Genomic DNA, 19,040 nt, shown 5'->3' on the forward strand with positions numbered 1-19,040 from the left:
AAAGGCTATATTTTAGATTAAATTCAATATTTTATCTTACATGTAAAACAAAATTAGTATGATTTAATACTAATTTTCAACTTGCACTTTTTGGTTCTTTTTGCGGCGGGAAAAAGAACAATAAAAAATTGATAAACTTAAAAATTTTTAGTATATTCTAGCTGCCCACCCAAGATTTTTTTAAATTTAGAATGCCTACAACGCACGTTAAATCAAACTAAATAATAAAATAAATTAATAATACAACGTTTATTATATTAAAAAATCAGCTCACCGTGCGGTATGTAAATTTTAAATCTAGTTAAAACAGGTGTTTGATCTCATTTTTTATACTATACCTAAAAAGTATAGTTTGTTATAAATAATAAATATTTGATATATATAAATATTTTATTATAATAAGAATAATTATAATAAAACGGAGGACATGCTAATGATAAAAACTTTTTTAAAAAGAGCTGTATTAATGTCAGTATATATGCTTTTTCCTATAAGTACAATTATGGCACAGAATAATACATTGAAATGGGATAAAACATTTAAAAAAAGCGATAAAGTAACAGTAAAAAAAGTCTCATTCTATAATAGATTAGGAATAAATATAGTTGCTGATTTGTATACACCTAAAGATATTAATACCAATCAAAAATACAAAGCATTAGTTATAGGCGGACCTTACGGAGCAGTAAAAGAGCAGGCAGCAGGAGTATATGCTCAATCTATGGCAGAAAGAGGATTTGTTACAATAGCATTTGATCCTTCTTATAATGGAGAAAGCGGAGGTTCTCCTCATTATACTGCTTCCCCTGAGGCATTTGCTGAAGATTTTAGTGCGGCTGTTGATTTTCTTGGAACGCTTAATTATGTTGATAGAAATGAAATAGGGGCTATAGGAATATGCGGAAGCGGAAGTTTTGTTTTGAGTGCTGCACAAATTGATACAAGAATAAAAGCTATAGCAACTGCAAGTATGTATGATATGGGAAGAGTAGCCCGTCAGGGATTATATGATTCTGTATCTTATGAAGATAGAAAGAAAATGATTGATGATATTTCTATGCAAAGATGGAATGAATATGAAGGAGGTGAGAAAAAATACCAAATAGGAACGCCTGAAACTATAGATGAAAACTCACCAGATATAGTAAAAGAGTTCTATAGCTATTACCGTACAGAGAGAGGCTTTCACCCTCGTGCAACAACTACAATGTCTATTATAAGTACTGTAAGTTTGATGAATTATTATCCTTTGGAGCAGATTGATTTTATATCACCGAGACCTATACTTTTTATAGCAGGAGAAAAAGCTCATTCAAGATATTTTAGTGAAGATGCATACGAAAAAGCAAAAGAACCTAAAGAATTAATAATAATACCTAATGCTAATCATGTTGATCTTTATGATAGAACTGATTTAATACCTTTTGATAAATTAGCTGATTTCTTTAATCAAAATTTAACGAATAAAAATTAACAAATTTAAAAAGCATAAATATATATAATAACTTTAAAATTTTATTTTTTTAATTATAAAATATTATACTAGTTAATAATTGAATTTATATTATTAACTAGTTTTTTATTTATCATGCGGCTTTATAATCTAAAAATTTAAATAACGCTATAGCAGGTGATTTTAAATTCTCTTTAAGCAAAAAAAGAAATAAAAGCTAAAATTACAAATTAAATTAATAAAGAATAATTGGTGATGTGTATAATCAAAGTTTTAAAATTTAATTACATTTGCCCGCCCTTTAGGCTTTTAGTTTTTTTCTCTCATTTCTATATTATTTTTCTTTTCTACTTCTACTGTTATTTTAGCTGCCCACCCAAGATTTTTTAAAATTTAGAATGCATACAACGCACGCTAAATCAAACTAAATATATAAATCTATTAATAATACAATTTTTATTATATTTAAAAATCTTGTCACCGTGCGGTATATAGATTTTAAATCTAATTAAAACTAGGGTGGGTGCTTTTAAATTCGGTTTAAGCAAATAAAAAAAGAAAAGTTAAAATTGCAAATGAAATTAATAAAGTATAATGGGCGGGAAGTGAAAATAAATTTTAAAATCTTTTTAACTATCCCTACCCTAATTTATACAATTACTCTGAAGGCTCTATTACAAACATAGTGGCTATCATCTTGGCAAGCATATTGTCCTCTTCATCTCTTACAGTAGTTTCCACTATAATTAATCTTTTACCAGCACTTAAAACCTCTCCTGTAGCTATTACCTTTTTTGAAACAACCGGCTTCAAGAAATGTATCTTCAATTCAGAAGTTACTGTTTTATAGCCTTCTTTAAGCATAGTACCAGCTGCATGTCCTCCGGCAGTATCTGCAATAGCAGCAACCATACCGCCATGCATATATCCTAAATATTGGGAAAACTCTTTCTTATTTTCACATGATATTACAGCCTTACCTTTATCTACATGCTCTAGTTTCATTCCAACAAAAGATAAAAAATCTTGAGAATCAAATCTCTTTTTTATCCTTTCATAAACTTCTTTTTCCAACATATTAATACTCCTCTATATAAATTCATAATAATTTCAAACAATCATTTATCTTATAAAGTAATAGATTTCATAGTACAAGATAGCATAAAATACAATTATAATTTGCTTAATCTATTATTACCATTATTTAAATTTAAAGTCAAATTTTATATATAAAATAACAAATACCTGTAATAAAAAATTATAAAAACAATTGCATACAATTATAATATAATAAACTTTTTATAAAAAAGCCAAGTATAAAAATACTTGGCTATGAAATCTAATCTAATATTTTACAGGAAAAATTTATATATGTAATTAATAATAAATATAGCAAATAATATTATAGGAAGAAAATAAGTTATATATATTCTTGAGAATTTAGGAAATTTTATTCCAGACCCAGAATCTACTTCCTTAATAAAATTATCCCATCCCCATCCATATTTAGATACGCAGAATATTATTATATATATACCTCCAAGCTCAACTAAATTATAGCTTATTATAAAATCAAATAAATCTAAGAAACTAGTATTTTCTCCCATAGGCTGTATGAATGATAATACATTAAATCCCAAAGCCGTAGGAAGAGAACATATAAATACAACTATTCCCACTAATATAGAAGCTTTATTCCTAGGCATATCAAATTGAGACATAGTAAAAGCTATTAAATTTTCAAAAACAGCAACAACAGTAGTTAATGCAGCCATAGATAAAAACAAGAAGAACAATGTTCCCCATACTCTAGGCATAGGCATAGAATTAAATATATTAGGCAATGTTACAAATGCTAAACCGGCCCCCTCTCCAGGATTAACCCCAAATGCAAAACAAGCAGGAAATATAACAAGCCCAGCAAGAAAAGCTATTAAAGTATCTAATATTACTATTATTATAGATTCATTAGTTAAAGATTTTTCCTTTCCTATATAGCTTCCAAATATAGTCATACTTCCAACACCAATTCCTAATGTAAAAAATGCCTGTCCTAAAGCAGCATACATAACTTCAAAAACTCCGCCTATTCCGCCTTGAAACATTTTAGATACATCAGGAAGCAAATAAAATTTTAGTCCCTCTACAGCGCCGTCCAAAGTAATAGATCTAATTATTAATATTACCACTATAACAAACAATGAAGACATCATAATTTTAGATGCTCTTTCAACACCTTTCTGAAGCCCTTTAAAGCATATTAATGTTCCCAAAAATACAGCAATAAATAAACTTAAAAGCATTATAGGAGGATTAGAAAGCATTTTTCCAAAAAAATCAGCTATTCCGTCAGGTGTAAGTCCTAAAGTAGCACCTGTTGCCATATAATATGAATATGTTATAGTCCAGCCTGTAACACTAGTATAAAACATCATAAGTATTAAACAGCCAAGCATTTGAACATAACCTATTAAATGCCATTTAGTACCTTCTCTTTCTATAACCTTATATGAACCTGCAATATCTTTTTGTCCGGCTCTTCCTATACTGAATTCCATTATAAGTATTGGAAGCCCTATAAGAGCTAAAAATATTAAATATATAATTACGAAAAGAGCCCCTCCATATTTTCCTGTTATGTAAGGAAATCGCCATATATTACCTAGACCTATAGCACATCCTGCTGATACAAGAATAAAACCAATTCTGCTAGATAACCTCTCTCTTTTTTCATTATTCATATAGAATCACTCCATAAAGTTTTATTAGCCTTAATATTATACAAAATTTATAAATTACTTCAAGAAGTAATAATTAAAATATTAATTTTTTATTAATTTTTTTATCTTTTCATATTAAAATATAATCAGCAAAATATATGTATTATAAAATTCAAATAAATATAACATCTTATTTACACATTGAATCCTAATTTATTTATATCAACATCTTTAAACTCATTATCTATTAACATTTTTACAGATTCAACACCAAGCTTCTTTAATTCATCAATAGTTTCCAAATAACAATTATCTATATTATTACATTGATGAGCATCTGAATTTATAGTGATAGGAATATTTTTTTCTAATAATTTTTTTATAGTTTTTTTATTAGGGTAATGAGCATTCAAATTATTTTTGTTCATAAGTTTAGTATTTACTTCAACTATACCTCCATTTTTCTCAATAACATCTATAACTTCATCTACCTTTTTTGTATACCAATCTTCCTCTTCAGTAAAATATTCTTTATTCAAATTATATTTTCTCACCAAATCCAAATGACCTATAATATCAGGTTTTTGAGTTTCTATCATTTTTATAACATTATCATAATATCTAAAAATAACTTCTTTAATATTACAAAAATGTCTTATCGTTTCATTAAAACTTTCTCTAGACATATCTATAGGAAAGTAAGAATTATGATCATCATCAATATAATGTACAGAACCTATTCTATAATCAAGTCCCATTTCTTTATCAGTATCTTTATTTAAATTTGAATAATAATCTCCTTCTATTCCTAAATAAACCTGTATCTTATCTTTATAAATATATTTTGCTTTTTTTATATTCTCTAAATATTTAATAGTATTCTCTTCTGACATAGATGTATCATCTATATAAAAATGAGAATGCCCTGAAAAACCTAAACTTATTAATTCTTTATCTATAGCATATTGAATATTTTCTTCTACTGTATTTTTGCCATCGCAGTATGTAGTATGTGTATGCAGATTCGATATATATTTCATTTATATTTCCTTATATCATAAAATAAACAATTATATAAATATATATTAAAAAATATTTTTTAAATACAAAATTGAAAATAATAATATTTGACAAAATAATAATTTAATATATAATTGTCTTCATTAATATCTAAGCTCGGGTGGTGGAATAGGTAGACACAACAGCTTGAGGTGCTGTCGGGTAACACCGTGCTGGTTCAAGTCCAGTCTCGAGCAAATCCTTTTCTAATATATTATAATACTATTCATTATCTGAATTATTTTTATCAGTCTTTTCTATTTTGTTTACTATAACTTTATCTATTCTAGCTCCGTCCATATCAACAATTTCTAAATTTAAATTTTTCCATTCTAAAGACTCACCTTCACTAGGCACATGCTGAAGTAATTCTAAAATTAAACCGCTTATAGTATTATAATTATTAGAAGCATTTTCATCTTCTATTTCAAAATACTCTAAGAAATCATATATAGGACACTGACCATCCACAAACCAACCTCCACTCTTTCTCTTTCTAATATCCTTACTATCTTTTCCTTCCGCTACAGAACCAACTAAAGCCTCAAATATATCGCTTTGAGTAATCATTCCGTCTATATTACCAAACTCATCTGATACAAGCCCTATTTTAGTATTATTCTTTTTCATCTCTTCAAGCACCAAATAAACTTCCATATTGTTATGAAAGTAATTAGCTTTTTTAACAAACTTTTCTATTTTAGCCTTTGAAGTATTTAATTTATCAAATATATCAGTTACCCTCACAACACCAATAACATTATCCAAATTTTTATCAACAACAGGATAAGCAGAAAAAGAATGTTTTGATACTATCTTTTTTATCTCATCATTACTCATATTAATATCTAAAAATACTATATCATTTCTATGAGTCATTATAGATTCTATTTTTCTGTCCCCCAAAAAGAAAGCCCTCTCTATAATATCCTGTTCTATCTCCTTAACTTCCCCGCCTTGTCTGCCCTCTTCTATCATAGATTTTATTTCTTCTTCAGTAACAGGACTTTTATCATCTTTTATTCCTAAAACTCTTGAAACTAATAATGCACTATTAGATAATATCCACACAAAAGGAGCACCTATCTTTGCAAGTATTGTCATTGGAGCAGAAACAACTTTTGCTATTCTTTCAGGCATTACCATACCTATTCTTTTTGGTACAAGTTCTCCAAATATCAATGTAAGATATGTTACTAATGCCACAACTAATACCTGAGCTATTAAAGAAGCATAAGATAATGGTACATTTATTTTTACAAGTAAATTTGAAACTTCTTTGGCAACTGTATCACCTGAGTAAATACCAGTCAATATACCTATTAAAGTTATACCTATTTGTATTGTAGATAAAAATTTATCAGGATTATCTGCTAAAGCTAATGCAGTCTTTGCCCCTTTATTTCCTTCTTTGCTGTCTTTCATAAGTGAAGACTTTCTAGCAGAAATTACTGCAATTTCCGACATGGCAAAAATACCATTTAAAAGTATTAACACTATTATTATAATTATATCCATTTTGATTTATCCTTAAAAATAAAAAAATATTTATTAGATTTAAAAAATTGAAAAAGAAAATAATACGATTTTACAGAGGGAAGTATTAAAATATTTGTATAAAAAGAGTAAGTACTGAAAGTATTATCCTTAATAATAATTAATTTTTGTGATATTTATTATAATATAATTTATATAAAACTTCAAGTATTTGTAAATAAAATTTTACTATATAGTATTATAATATAGTCATTTTTTTATTTATTTCGTAATTCATATATTATAGTATTTGCACTTTCGCGGAGGGAAAAGTTGATAAAATATATTTTAGATCTATTTATATACCTAAACAATTATATTTTGTCAAAAATTATTTTCTTAGTTTTATTATTTGTGGGGACTAGCCCCCACAACCCCAGTTCTTTTGTTGGCACAGGCGAAGCCCGCCTGCGGCGAGAACCAAAAAGACTGCATTTTTAGGCTATATCCTATATTTAATAGGCATGTTTTTAATATAAAGTTCTAGCAATTGCGTTTTCGCGAAGCGTGCCTGCGGCAGCAACTTTGACGAAGTCCGTAGAGAGTATGCGGCGGGAAAAAGTTGACTAAAAAAATGACAAACTCTAAAATTTTTAGTATATACCTAAACAACTACATTTTGTAAATTTTTGATTATTTTTGAATGTAATTATAATTTATAAAATATTAAGACATAGTAGTAAAATATGTTTTATCTGTAATATAAATTGTTAATTTTATACAATAACAAGTAATAAGCCGCACGTATAGCGGACGTTTGATAAGAGTAAGCAATACCGTGCGGGAAGGTGCCGCAGCTCGCGGTTGACAAACTTAAAAATTTTCAGTATATTATAAAAATTGAATCCATAATAAAAGGAAAATTTGATGAGCGATAAAAAAGCAAAAGCTATTTTACTATTATCCGGCGGATTAGACAGTATGCTTGTAGGAGCTATACTAAAAAGAGAAAATATTGATGTTCTTGCTTTAAGATTTGTTACAGGATTGGAATATGCTGTTATAAAAGAAGAATTACTTGAAATATATAGTGAAGATCCTGCCAAAAAGGCTGCTGATTTTCTTAATATACCAATAAGATTTGTATCATTAAAAGATGTTTATTTAGATATGTTTTTAAATCCTAAATACGGATACGGAAGTGCAATTAATCCATGTTTGGACTGTCATATATTAATGCTTAAAACTGCTAAAAAAATAATGGAAGAGGAAGGATACGATTTTATAGCTACAGGAGAAGTTAAAGGACAAAGACCTATGAGTCAGAAATCACAGGACTTAATCAATGCTATAAAAGAAAGCGGACTTGAAGGAAGATTATTAAGACCATTATCCGCAAAACTTCTGCCTATAACAAAAGCTGAAGAAGAAGGATTAATAAACAGAGAAAATCTTTATGATATATACGGAAGAAGCAGAAATGTACAAATGAAATTAGCTGAAGAGTTCGGAATAACAAACTACCCTATTCCAGCCGGTGCAGGATGTGCTATAGTAGATAAAGGATATGCCAGAAGATATAATGATTTAGTTTCTAATAATGGAAAAGACATACTTAATATAGAGCTTATGCAGTATTTGGCTATAGGCAGACATATAAGAATGAATAAAAATGTTAAGCTTTTACTTGGAAGAAATGAAAAAGAAAATGATGCTTTGGAGAAAAGAAAAAGAATAAACTGCATAGTATTAAGACCTAATTATAATAGAGGACCTTTTGGCTATTTAGAAATATATGATGATAATGCTGAAAATATTGATAAGGATATAGTATATAAATCTGCTATGATAATGGGATATTTTTCAAAAGAAGAAAAGGACACTCTATCAATAACCGCATCATATTATAATGATTCTGATAATAAAGAATATAAAAGCGAGATAATAGAAATAAATAATAAAGAATCTAAAAACACAAAATTTGAACAAATAGTTTAAAAATAATAATACCCTTCTAAATTTTCATTTAAAAGGGCATCACTATAACTTTTAGGATATTTTTATTTAACTTACTTTCTTATCGGAATAAATATAACTATCTTTATATGCTGGAATCTTTTTTATTTCAGCTAAAGCCTTTTGAGCTTCTTCTCTAGTTTCATATCTGCCTACTTTTAACTTATACATCATTTTTCCGTCAGACATAGTTTCTTCTTTTATAAAAGCTTTTGGGAATTTAGCTTTTAAACTATCTCTAGCAGAATAAGTATTGTCTTTGTCATAACCTACAGCAACCTGTATAAAGTATATGGAATCTGCTGAAGAACTTCTAGTATAAGGAACAGTACTCTTTTTAGTAGTAGTTGTTGTCTTAACAGGTGCTATACTAGCCATTTGCTGAGGCGGAGTATAAGTAGTATTAGGTGCTAATCCAGCTGTATCTTTTTCTTTGATATTCTCATTGATAGCATCTAATTCTGAAGCCAAATTCTGAGTATATTCATTGTATCTGTCTGCTGAAGTATTGCCTTCTCTAATAATGCTATTATTATTAACTGCAGCATCATATTCGCTTAATGCTGTAATATCATTATTAGGCATATCTGCAGTGCTTACTTCTGTTGCTGCCATATTTTCGCTGTCCTGAGCATTTCTCATTAAAGCTGCAATAGAATCATCAGTATTATTTGCATGAACAGGTTTTGAACCGCCTAAATGAAAACCTAATACAAATATAAATAAAATTAAAGCAACAGAACTGATAGAAAATATCAATAATCTTATAGGGGTAAAATTAACTATATAAAGAGTTTTTTTTCTGCCAATATTGTGATTAATAGAAGCGCCTTTTTCTTCTACATTTGGATTTTGATTTAACTCCATAATACCTTCCTAATTTTTTAGAGATCATAATTAAGTTATTATAATCTTTCATGTTGTTTATTAGAATATCGGCATCAAATCTATTATTTTTAACATCTCTTTGCATTTTTAATCTTTTTCTTGCTTCTCTTTCTGAAATATTTCTAGTTTTTCTCATTCTTTTGATAATATCAGAAGTTTTTGCATTAACATATATCAAACTGCTGCATATAGAAGGTATTTTACTTCTCATAATGAGAGCTGCCTCTATAACAACATCTTTATCTGTACTATCAACCATTTCTTTTACTTTATTTTCTATATAAGGATAATTAAGTTCCTGAAGTTTTTTTAATTTTTTGGCATTACAAAATACTATATCGCCTAGTTTTTTTCTGTCTATATTATTATTTTCATCTAATATAGATGATGAAAATTCTTTGACTATATTATCTTTATTTTCAATCAAAGCCTTATGCCCTATCAAATCGGCATCAATATATAATGCATTCATTTCCTTAGCAAGCATTTTAGAAAATGAACTTTTTCCGGAGCATATTAGTCCGTATACTCCTACAATATTTCTTTCCATAATTCTTAACTATTTCAAATTAATTAACAGCATTAGTATTAGTGCTTTGAACTGTATTTGTTATATAAGGCATTACTATTTGATTTAAATTAACTTTATTTAAAAGCCTTCCGTCTATAAGTTTGGCCAAAGAAACATTTTCATCTGCTGTTATAACCTTTATCATACCTATAGCACTATTATAACCTCTAGTAGACAAATCAGTTCTAGGAACTGAAGTATCATAAAGAATCAAATTCATATTATTAGTTACACCCTGCATTCTTCCGGCATTTATGTATATATTATCATTATGAATCTTTATAACCTTTGAATAGAAAGGAATACTATTGTTTACAACTCTTCCTGCCATAACAGCAGCACCCATTACCTTTTCTCTGCCTCTAGTCATAACAGTAAAATTAGTAACAACTTTTTCACTCTTAACATCTACTAAATCAAGCATAATAGTAAAAGTATCATTATTCTGAAAAGCAGAACCTCTTAAAAAATAATCAACATTTCTGCTATTAAGTTCTCTATATAAATCTATTGTATCATAATAATTTGTATACATCTCTAATACTTTAAATCTTCCGAATTGAGGAAGCACATAAGCTAATGTTTGATATAAAGATGTATTCAAAAATAAAGGACTATCCTTCTGTGCTGTAATAGTATCTGTTATAGCAACTGTAAATCCAGGAGTTTCAATATTATACTGTTCTATTCCCCAAGATTTTGAAACTATATTTTTATCTAATTTTCTTTTATAACTATCATATTTGTATATAATAGATTTTTCTGAAGGGTTAACATTTTTTGCTATTTCTAATTCTTCTAAAGATTTTTCTTCTAATCCCATTCTTCTGTAAACATCTGAAAGCATTAATCTAGCATAAGTATTAGCCGGATTTAATTTTAACATATGTTTTAAATATGCCTGAGCTCTTATATTATCTGCAAGTCTTGTATAGTAAGAAGCTAAATTTCCATAGTATAAAGCAGCTCTGTCTCTCTCATAATCAGGAGTAGGATTTGTATGAAGCAATACTCTTTCATAAGCAAGTCTTCCAAGTTCATCATCAGGCTTAGTTCTAAGATAATTTATATATGCATTTTTAGCACGCACATAATTATCAGCACCCTCATAAACATTACCTATATAATAATATTTGTAATTATTTTGGAATCCTGTATCAGGCATATATTCTAACATAGCTATCGCTTCATCATATCTGCCCAAAGAAATAAATACATTAGCTTTTAATATTTTAGCATCATTATAATTTGTATAATAGAATAAAGCATTATTGATTTCATTTAAAGATTTATTATAATCCTTATTTAAATAATAATAATTAGCTAAATGATAATAAGATTCAGCCATTCTAGGATTATTAGTCATATTTTCATTGAATAAATTCAAAGCAATTTTATTATCGCCGCTAGCTAGATGCAAATATGCTAAAGCCACAGTAGCTTCAGGTCTTACTCTGTCAATAACCCTAGCTCTTTCATACATATTCATAGCTGTTTGATAGTATCCGGCTCTTTCACTTAAAACACCTTCACTATAATTAGCTATATAATTTTTACTATCTAATCTTTTTATATCATTAACTGTTATTCTAGCTTCTGAATTTCTATTATTCATAAGCTCCATCATTAATTTTCTTTCAAGTAATTTATAACTTCTTGAATGATAACGCTCAGCATCAGCTATTAAAGTTTCAACCATAGCAAAGTTCTCAAGCTTCATATAATTATCTATAAGTAAAAGATATGAATCTAAATCACTAGGCTTAACATTAAGAGATTCTAATATTCTTATAGAACTTTCATAATTTCTTTCATTATACAATTTCAAAGCATCTTCTACAGTATTTTGAGCAAATGCATGAAAAGTAAATATTTGAAAAATAAAAAGACTTAATAATAATCTTTTTTTAAAAATATTTTTCTTCATATTTTAAATAACACCTTATCTCATAGTATTTCTTGCCTGTATTTGACGTCTCAAAAAAGCAGGTTTTTCCAAATCAGTATCAACTGTATAAGTTTCACCAAATATAGACATTTTAGAACCCATTTTATTATGTTTTTCCATATAATCATCTGATACTATATCAAATGGTTTTTTATGATAATCTGAATGAGGATTATTATGCTTCTCTTCATCTTCAAAACGCATCTCTTCTGATATTCTTTCTCTTGTTTCATATCTATGAGCATATTCTGAATTATTATTAACTATAGTTCTATTAAATGTTTCTATAACATCATCATTTTTATTATAGTTTTCCTCATTACTAATACTGCTTTTACTTTCTTCTTCTATAAAATTATTTTCATTGATATTATTAAATCTATTTGTTTTAGTTATTAGAGGCTTTTTAAGATTTCTAATATTATTTTCAAATTTATATTCTTTAGTTTCATGAATATCATTATTATTTGATACTAATACCTGTTCTTTAATTTCTTGTTTTTCTTCCTCTACTACTATTTTATCTGCTGCTTTATTATTTATTATATTAACTGCTTCAACTTCTGTTTTAGTCTGTGCAGTTTCAAGTTCAACTTCTTTTTCTTCTTCTGGTTCTTTTACTATTGTATTTATATTATCTATTTCGATGATATTTTCAGCTATATTTTTTGATGCTGTTTTACTTTCAGCTATAATCTTTTCATTGATTTCTACTTTGTTAACTTCTGATTTATTATTAACTTCTACTTTGTTAATTTCTAGTTTATTATTTAATTCTTCTTTATCATTAACTTTTTTATCATCAACTTTATTATCAGACTTACTTTCTACAACAGCTTCAGCTCTTTTATTAGTAACTGCATCATTAGAAATATTAGTATTATTATTTATAACTTCATCTTTTTTATTAGATGTTACAGACTTATTTATTATATCATTTGCATGTGAATCTACATCTTTATTTTCAGAATCATTTTTTGAATTAGCATCAAATCCTGTAGCAACTATTGTAACGATGATTTCATCTTTAATATCTTCTTTAGGACAAACACCTATTTTTATATTAGCATTATCATTAGCATAATTATTGATGATTTTACTAGCTTCTCTATACTCTTTCATAGCAAAATCTTTAGGACAAACTATATTAGCAAGTATACCTCTAGCATTTTTGATACTAGAAACATCTAAAAGAGGATTTTCAAATGCATTAGTTATAGCCTTTTGAAGTCTGTCATCGCCTTTACCTACTCCTATACCTAAATGAGCTCTTCCATTAGATAAAGAAATCATAGTTTTAACATCGGCAAAGTCAACATTGATGAATCCTGTTTGAGTGATTATATCAGATATACCTTGCACGCCCTGACGAAGTATATCATCTACTACAGATAAAGCTTCTTCATAGCTGTAATCGTCCATATCAACCATATCATAAAGGTTTTCATTAGGTATTATGATAAGAGAGTCCACTACTGTAAGCATTTTATCTATACCAGATTCAGCACGGCTCATTTTTAATTTACCTTCGTATTCAAAAGGTTTAGTAACAACACCTATAGTTAAAGCTCCAGCCTTTTTAGCAGCTTCAGCAACTACCGGACTTGCTCCTGTTCCTGTACCGCCTCCGAAACTGCTGGCAATAAATACCAAATTAGCTCCGCTTACAACTTCCTCTATATTAGCAATATCTTCTCTAGCAGCTTCAGCACCTTTATCTGGATCTGTACCTGCTCCCAAACCTTGAGTTACTCTGTCTCCCAAAACTATTCTTGTAGAAGCATTAGAACGAGATAATGCCTGAGCATCTGTATTCATGGCAATAAACTCTACATCTTTTAAACCTTCTTCTATCATTCTGTTTACAGCATTACATCCGCCGTTTCCGACTCCTATTACTTTTATTACTGTATCCAATGATGAAGAATCATTCTTAAATGCCATTTTTTCGCTCCCTTTCATATTATCTGCCAATTGTATGCGATAGTTAGGATTCATTGCAGCTCCCCTTGCTATATTTAGAATTTTTAATAAAAATTTCTTTAAATTAAAAATAAATTTATAATAAACATATTTCAATAAACATAATTATATTAACATAATTGTCAAATTCTGCAAGTAGTAAAAATAAAAAAAATATGTTATTATGTTAATCGGATTTTTTTTACTTTTAATTATAAAAAATATTATGTTAATTGATTTTTATTGTTTGTATTATTCTTATTTTAAATATATACTAATAGATAACTAATATTACTTATAATAACAATAAAACAACAATAATATACAAAGAGAATATTTATGAATATACATATACATACTTTTGGATGCCGACTCAATCAATATGAAAGTGAGAAAATATCTTATGAATTAAAAAATTTAGGTGCAAATATAACTGAATTAGACAATGCAGAGGCTATAGCTATAAATACATGCACTGTTACTAATGACAGTGATAAAAAACTTATGTCATATTTAGAAAAATTGGGTGATATAGAAAATAAAAAAGTATTTCTAATAGGATGTTATGTTTCAAAAAAAGATAAAGATTCTTCTATATTTAAAGATAATATTGTACTAATACCAAATGAAAAGAAAGAAGAGGCCTCTGAAATAATATTCAATACTTTACATAATAATTCCAACAATAAAATAGACAATCCAATATTCTTTCCTCAGGAACAGAGCAGAGCCTATTTAAAAATACAGGACGGATGCAATGTTTTTTGTACTTATTGTATAGTATCAAGAGTACGCGGAAGTCATAGAAGTGTTGAGCCTTCAAAAATATATGATGCTGTAAAAATGGCTAATGATTACAACTATAAAGAAATTGTTCTAACAGGCTTAAATCTTGGTTCATACAACTATAATAATGAAATAAACTTCAGAAAAATACTGCAAAATATACTAGAACATTCATCTAAATATGGTATAAGAATAAGACTTTCATCTATTGAGCCTATTTATTTTGATGATGAGCTTATAAGCCTATTTAAAAATGATGATATACTTTGTCCGCATGCTCATATACCTTTACAGTCTGGAAGCAATAAAATATTAAAACTTATGAACAGAAGATACACAAGGGAAGATTATCTAAATATCACAGAAAAACTGTATAAAACTAATTCAAATATGTCTATAAGCAGTGATGTAATGGTTGGCTTTCCTCATGAAGATAATAATGACTTTAATGATACTTATGATTTATGCGAAAAGTCAAAATTTATAAAGATTCACATATTCAGATATTCTAACAGAGAAAATACTCCTTCATCAAAGATGGATAATCAAGTGGGATACAGAGCTAAATTAAAAAGAGCTAAAATACTCAATGATTTAAATAACAAACTTAAAGATTCATATTACAAAAATGCTGAAGGAAGAAATTTAAAAATGGTAATAGAAAAAGCCTTACAAGATAACAACTATATTGGAACTAGTGCTGAATATTTAAAATGCAAGCTTCATAGTCAAAATGCCCTAAACAAAAAGGAGCTTGTATCAGCAAAGGCATTGAAATATGAAGGCGGTATTATGTTTTGTGAGTAAATATATTAACAAAAAAATAAATTGCCTTTCCAATTATTTATTATACCTATATCGCTTATTAATGCTTTATTCTTTAATATCTTATTATTTGATATATTATTAATCATATTATATATACTTTGTATAATAGGAAGTGTAAATTCTGTATAAATATCAGAAACTTTTACAATGTATTCCAATGTTACTATAAAATTGAATAAATGAGAATTTGAAAGTAATTTCCAATCATAATTACTATTAAGTATAATATTTTTAGGTATAATGGGAGGATTTAATAATTGTCTGCATAGAATTCTTGAGTGATGCACAGATCTATTTCTTATTTCAGTTATAGCAAATAACCAACTTTTTAAATATTTATAATGGTACAAATTCATATTATTAGTTATTAAAGTTTGTAATTTTCTTTCAGAAGAAGAATAAAATTTTGATAATGTACCAAGACTCATTATTTCTACACTTATCCAGATTGGTATTTTAGGATAATTTAAATATTCATTTTTATAGTGGTTAATGAATATCTCTTTTGAACGTTCAACTTCTTTATTTATTTCATTATTTACATTATAATATTTCATTAAATTATAATTAGCAAATGGATCATTATTATATACATCTAAAAAATTTCTAGATATAATATTTCTCATAAATATTTCTATATAAGAAATGCAAGAAAATAAAAGCTGTCTTATTTGTACATCATATTTAAAAACTTCAAATATCTCTTCAAAAGTAGTATTATTTGAAAAATTATGAGTTCTTTTATTTGATTTATCTTCAAATATATAAGTATATCCGCTAAAATTATAATAATTTAATTTTTCTAAAACAGTCTTAGCATAATTTATATCTTTTATTATTAAACCTCTAGATTGAAGTAACTTTATTTGATCATTAATTGATAAAGCTGGTTTATTATAATCTTTCATAAATAAAAAGCCCGCAGAGTGAGCTACCAAAGGTAAGCCCTGCGGTACGATCAAATACATTATAACAAAATATATTATAAAGTCAAATAAAGTAATTTAATAATTTGACTTTATGTATTCAAAATGTATAATTAATTAATGAGCAATAAAAATAAAGATCTTAATAATAAAAGAAAACAAAATATTTTAAATCTCATAAATAAATGCAAAGAAACAGATAAAAACTTCAAACAATTTGCATCAGAAAGTCATAAATATAAATTAAATCCTCCTATAAATAAAAATAAAGTTATAGAATTAGAAAATAAATATGAATTCAAACTTCCTGAAGATTATTTTTGGTTTATAACAGAGGTTGGAAATGGAGGTGCTTGTCATGGCTACAGTATGGATAAATTTGAAGATATGGATTTTGGTTATTTGAAATATGATAACAGAATTGATTTAATGATAGAATATTCAAAAAAGGTAAATGAAGGAAATGCTAACGATATAGAAGATATAGACTTTGAATATTACGGAATATTGAGATTTGGCACTTTAGGCTGTTCTTCATCTATAGGTTTAATAGTAACAGGCGAAAATAGAGGAAAAGTTGTTTATTATGATGATGAGTTCTATGAAGAGCCTTTTATAACTTGTTATGATAATTTTGTTGACTATTATGAAAATTGGGCTTTGGAAACTTCTCTTGATTATAATATGGGTTCTTTTGGGATAAGATTAAAATTTGAAATTGATGATTTAATTAAATACTATTATGATATATTAAATAATAATAAAAAAGAAGATAATATTATAAATAAACAAAGTATTATAACAACGATGCATAAATACAAATCATTAGAAGAAAAATATTTAAATGAAATATATGATTTATACAATTTGGAAAAAGATGAAAATTATAAATTAAAATTTGCTGTTTTATTAATAAATCATAATTATAAAAATATAGAAAAAAATATAAAAGAAGCATTTCAAAATAAAGATATTATAGATTCTTATGTTAAAGTTTTATATTTAAAAGTTCATGCGGACACTGATTTGTATGTAGGTAATTTTAAAAAAGAAATTTTTGATTGGACAGATGAAATAAAATCAGCATTGGAATATTATAAAAAGTTAACTAACGAAGAAAATAAAACAAATAATTACAGACTTCTTATTGATATGGCTTTATATCTCTATAAAAATAATTTAATCGATTTTAAAGAATTTGATATATTTATTAATAATAGAAACTCTACTATATTATATATTCTCTCTATAAATACTTTAGAAAATGATAATATATTCAATATTTACATAAATGAATTTGTAGAAAGCTGTTCAAATAAAGATGCTCATCAAATAAGAAATACAATTGCATATTTAGAAAATATTTTAAAAAATAATAAAAAATATAAAAAAGAAATAACAAACACAATAAAAACAGAATATCAAAAATTATTAGAATATTATAAAATCAATGAGCCAAAAGATGAATCTATAATACATTTTATAAATAACACTTCAAAAAGAATATTTAATTATTAATATTATAGGAGTAAATATGAAATATAAACCTACAAGCAGGAAAGAATTAAAAGATTTAGTAACAGATGAAAGTATTTATTTGGGAAATATTGATACCAGCCTAATAACTGATATGTCAGGCTTATTTGAGTTTTTTAATAGAGATAATTATGAGGGTATAGAAAATTGGGATACTTCTAATGTAGAAGATATGTCTGGTATGTTTACTGCTAATAGGAATTTCAATAAAGATATTAGTAAATGGAATGTATCTAAAGTAAAAAATATGGCTAATATGTTTTTCTCGGCTGAAAAATTTAATCAGCCTTTGAATGATTTGGATGTAAGCAATGTAACAAATATGAATAGCATGTTCATGAATGCTAAAAGTTTTAATCAGCCTATCAATAATTGGAATGTAAGTAAAGTTAAAAATATGGACAATATGTTTCATAATGCTAATAGCTTTAATCAAGATATAAATGACTGGAATGTAAGCAATGTAGAAAGTATGAATCATATGTTTTCATCTGCTCATAAATTTAATCATCCTCTTAATAATTGGGATACTAAAAAAGTAAAAAGGATGTCTGGCATGTTTTCATTAGCTTATGCATTCAATCAAAATTTAGATGATTGGAATATTGATAATCTTTCGGATATGACTAATTTTAATAAAGATTCCGCATTAGAATTAACTCCTAAATTCAAAACTTATTTATATGCTTTTACTTTAGATAAAAAAGAAAAAAATAATTTAAATGATTTTATAAAAAACAATGCCAAAGAAGTATACAAAACTATAGAAAATAATAAAAATAAAAAAATCAATCTTCTTAAAAGATATTTAATAAATAATTTTTATAATGAATTAAAAGAATTAATACCAAATTATATTGAAAGTTTTAAT

At 26.6% G+C, this 19,040-nt stretch carries 14 protein-coding genes and 1 tRNA gene; 6 read left to right on the forward strand and 9 right to left on the reverse strand.

Translation table 11 applies throughout. The features are described 5' to 3' along the window. Positions 1-433: 433 nt before the first annotated feature. A complete protein-coding gene (locus Q0K19_RS07910; RefSeq protein WP_297246996.1) occupies positions 434-1,474 on the forward strand; it encodes an alpha/beta hydrolase in 1,041 nt (346 codons plus the stop codon). A gap of 636 nt (positions 1,475-2,110) precedes the next feature. On the opposite strand, the gene Q0K19_RS07915 is transcribed toward Q0K19_RS07910, so the two are convergent. From Q0K19_RS07915 to Q0K19_RS07925, 3 genes are all read right to left on the reverse strand, one after another. Further along, positions 2,111-2,530 carry a PaaI family thioesterase gene (locus tag Q0K19_RS07915; RefSeq protein ID WP_297246998.1) on the reverse strand — a complete coding sequence of 140 codons (420 nt, stop codon included), beginning with the start codon at positions 2,528-2,530 and terminating at the stop codon, positions 2,111-2,113. 275 nt (positions 2,531-2,805) lie between these two features. Continuing rightward, positions 2,806-4,194: a sodium-dependent transporter gene (locus Q0K19_RS07920; RefSeq protein ID WP_297247000.1), complete on the reverse strand. Its 1,389-nt coding sequence runs from the start codon at positions 4,192-4,194 to the stop codon at positions 2,806-2,808. 173 nt (positions 4,195-4,367) lie between these two features. Then, complete coding sequence (locus Q0K19_RS07925) at positions 4,368-5,213, reverse strand: histidinol-phosphatase (RefSeq protein WP_297247002.1); 846 nt, start codon at positions 5,211-5,213, stop codon at positions 4,368-4,370. 134 nt (positions 5,214-5,347) lie between these two features. Here Q0K19_RS07925 and Q0K19_RS07930 point away from each other — a divergent pair. Beyond that, positions 5,348-5,429: transfer RNA gene (locus Q0K19_RS07930), tRNA-Leu, on the forward strand. 25 nt (positions 5,430-5,454) lie between these two features. Here Q0K19_RS07930 and Q0K19_RS07935 read toward each other — a convergent pair. Further along, positions 5,455-6,750: a hemolysin family protein gene (locus Q0K19_RS07935; RefSeq protein ID WP_297247004.1), complete on the reverse strand. Its 1,296-nt coding sequence runs from the start codon at positions 6,748-6,750 to the stop codon at positions 5,455-5,457. Positions 6,751-7,635: 885 nt separating this feature from the next. Between Q0K19_RS07935 and Q0K19_RS07940 the strand changes: the two genes are divergently transcribed. After that, on the forward strand, positions 7,636-8,706 hold the full coding sequence (locus Q0K19_RS07940; RefSeq protein WP_297247006.1) for a thiamine biosynthesis protein: 1,071 nt from the start codon (positions 7,636-7,638) through the stop codon (positions 8,704-8,706). 66 nt (positions 8,707-8,772) lie between these two features. Here the strand turns inward: Q0K19_RS07940 and Q0K19_RS07945 are convergent, their stop codons facing one another. From Q0K19_RS07945 to ftsZ, 4 genes are read right to left on the reverse strand one after another with little or no spacing between them, the layout of a single operon-like run. Then, a complete protein-coding gene (locus tag Q0K19_RS07945; protein WP_297247008.1) occupies positions 8,773-9,591 on the reverse strand; it encodes an SPOR domain-containing protein in 819 nt (272 codons plus the stop codon). Beyond that, positions 9,542-10,162, reverse strand: coding sequence for a dephospho-CoA kinase (coaE, locus tag Q0K19_RS07950; RefSeq protein WP_297247010.1), 621 nt, complete (start codon positions 10,160-10,162; stop codon positions 9,542-9,544). The genes Q0K19_RS07945 and coaE overlap by 50 nt, the downstream gene beginning before the upstream one ends. Before the next feature lie 19 nt (positions 10,163-10,181). After that, positions 10,182-12,110 carry a hypothetical protein gene (locus Q0K19_RS07955; protein WP_297247012.1) on the reverse strand — a complete coding sequence of 643 codons (1,929 nt, stop codon included), beginning with the start codon at positions 12,108-12,110 and terminating at the stop codon, positions 10,182-10,184. 15 nt (positions 12,111-12,125) lie between these two features. Further along, positions 12,126-14,129 carry a cell division protein FtsZ gene (ftsZ, locus tag Q0K19_RS07960; protein ID WP_297247014.1) on the reverse strand — a complete coding sequence of 668 codons (2,004 nt, stop codon included), beginning with the start codon at positions 14,127-14,129 and terminating at the stop codon, positions 12,126-12,128. A 303-nt stretch (positions 14,130-14,432) separates the two neighbouring features. Here ftsZ and mtaB point away from each other — a divergent pair, with 303 nt between their 5' ends. Beyond that, the gene (gene mtaB / locus Q0K19_RS07965) at positions 14,433-15,686 is read left to right on the forward strand and encodes a tRNA (N(6)-L-threonylcarbamoyladenosine(37)-C(2))-methylthiotransferase MtaB (protein WP_297247016.1); all 1,254 of its coding nucleotides are present in this window, start codon (positions 14,433-14,435) and stop codon (positions 15,684-15,686) included. A gap of 5 nt (positions 15,687-15,691) precedes the next feature. Here the strand turns inward: mtaB and Q0K19_RS07970 are convergent, their stop codons facing one another. After that, positions 15,692-16,615 carry an Abi family protein gene (locus Q0K19_RS07970; RefSeq protein WP_297247018.1) on the reverse strand — a complete coding sequence of 308 codons (924 nt, stop codon included), beginning with the start codon at positions 16,613-16,615 and terminating at the stop codon, positions 15,692-15,694. 138 nt (positions 16,616-16,753) lie between these two features. On the opposite strand from Q0K19_RS07970, the gene Q0K19_RS07975 reads away from it, so the two are divergent. Both Q0K19_RS07975 and Q0K19_RS07980 read left to right on the forward strand, forming a co-directional pair. Further along, positions 16,754-18,151 (forward strand): SMI1/KNR4 family protein, encoded by a 1,398-nt coding sequence (locus Q0K19_RS07975; RefSeq protein WP_297247020.1) that lies wholly within the window; start codon positions 16,754-16,756, stop codon positions 18,149-18,151. Between the two features lie 16 nt (positions 18,152-18,167). Next, positions 18,168-19,040 (forward strand): BspA family leucine-rich repeat surface protein (locus Q0K19_RS07980; RefSeq protein ID WP_297247022.1); only part of this gene is annotated, 873 nt, incomplete at its 3' end.

Origin of the sequence: uncultured Brachyspira sp., assembly GCF_944393015.1 — a bacterium.
GTDB lineage: Bacteria > Spirochaetota > Brachyspiria > Brachyspirales > Brachyspiraceae > Brachyspira.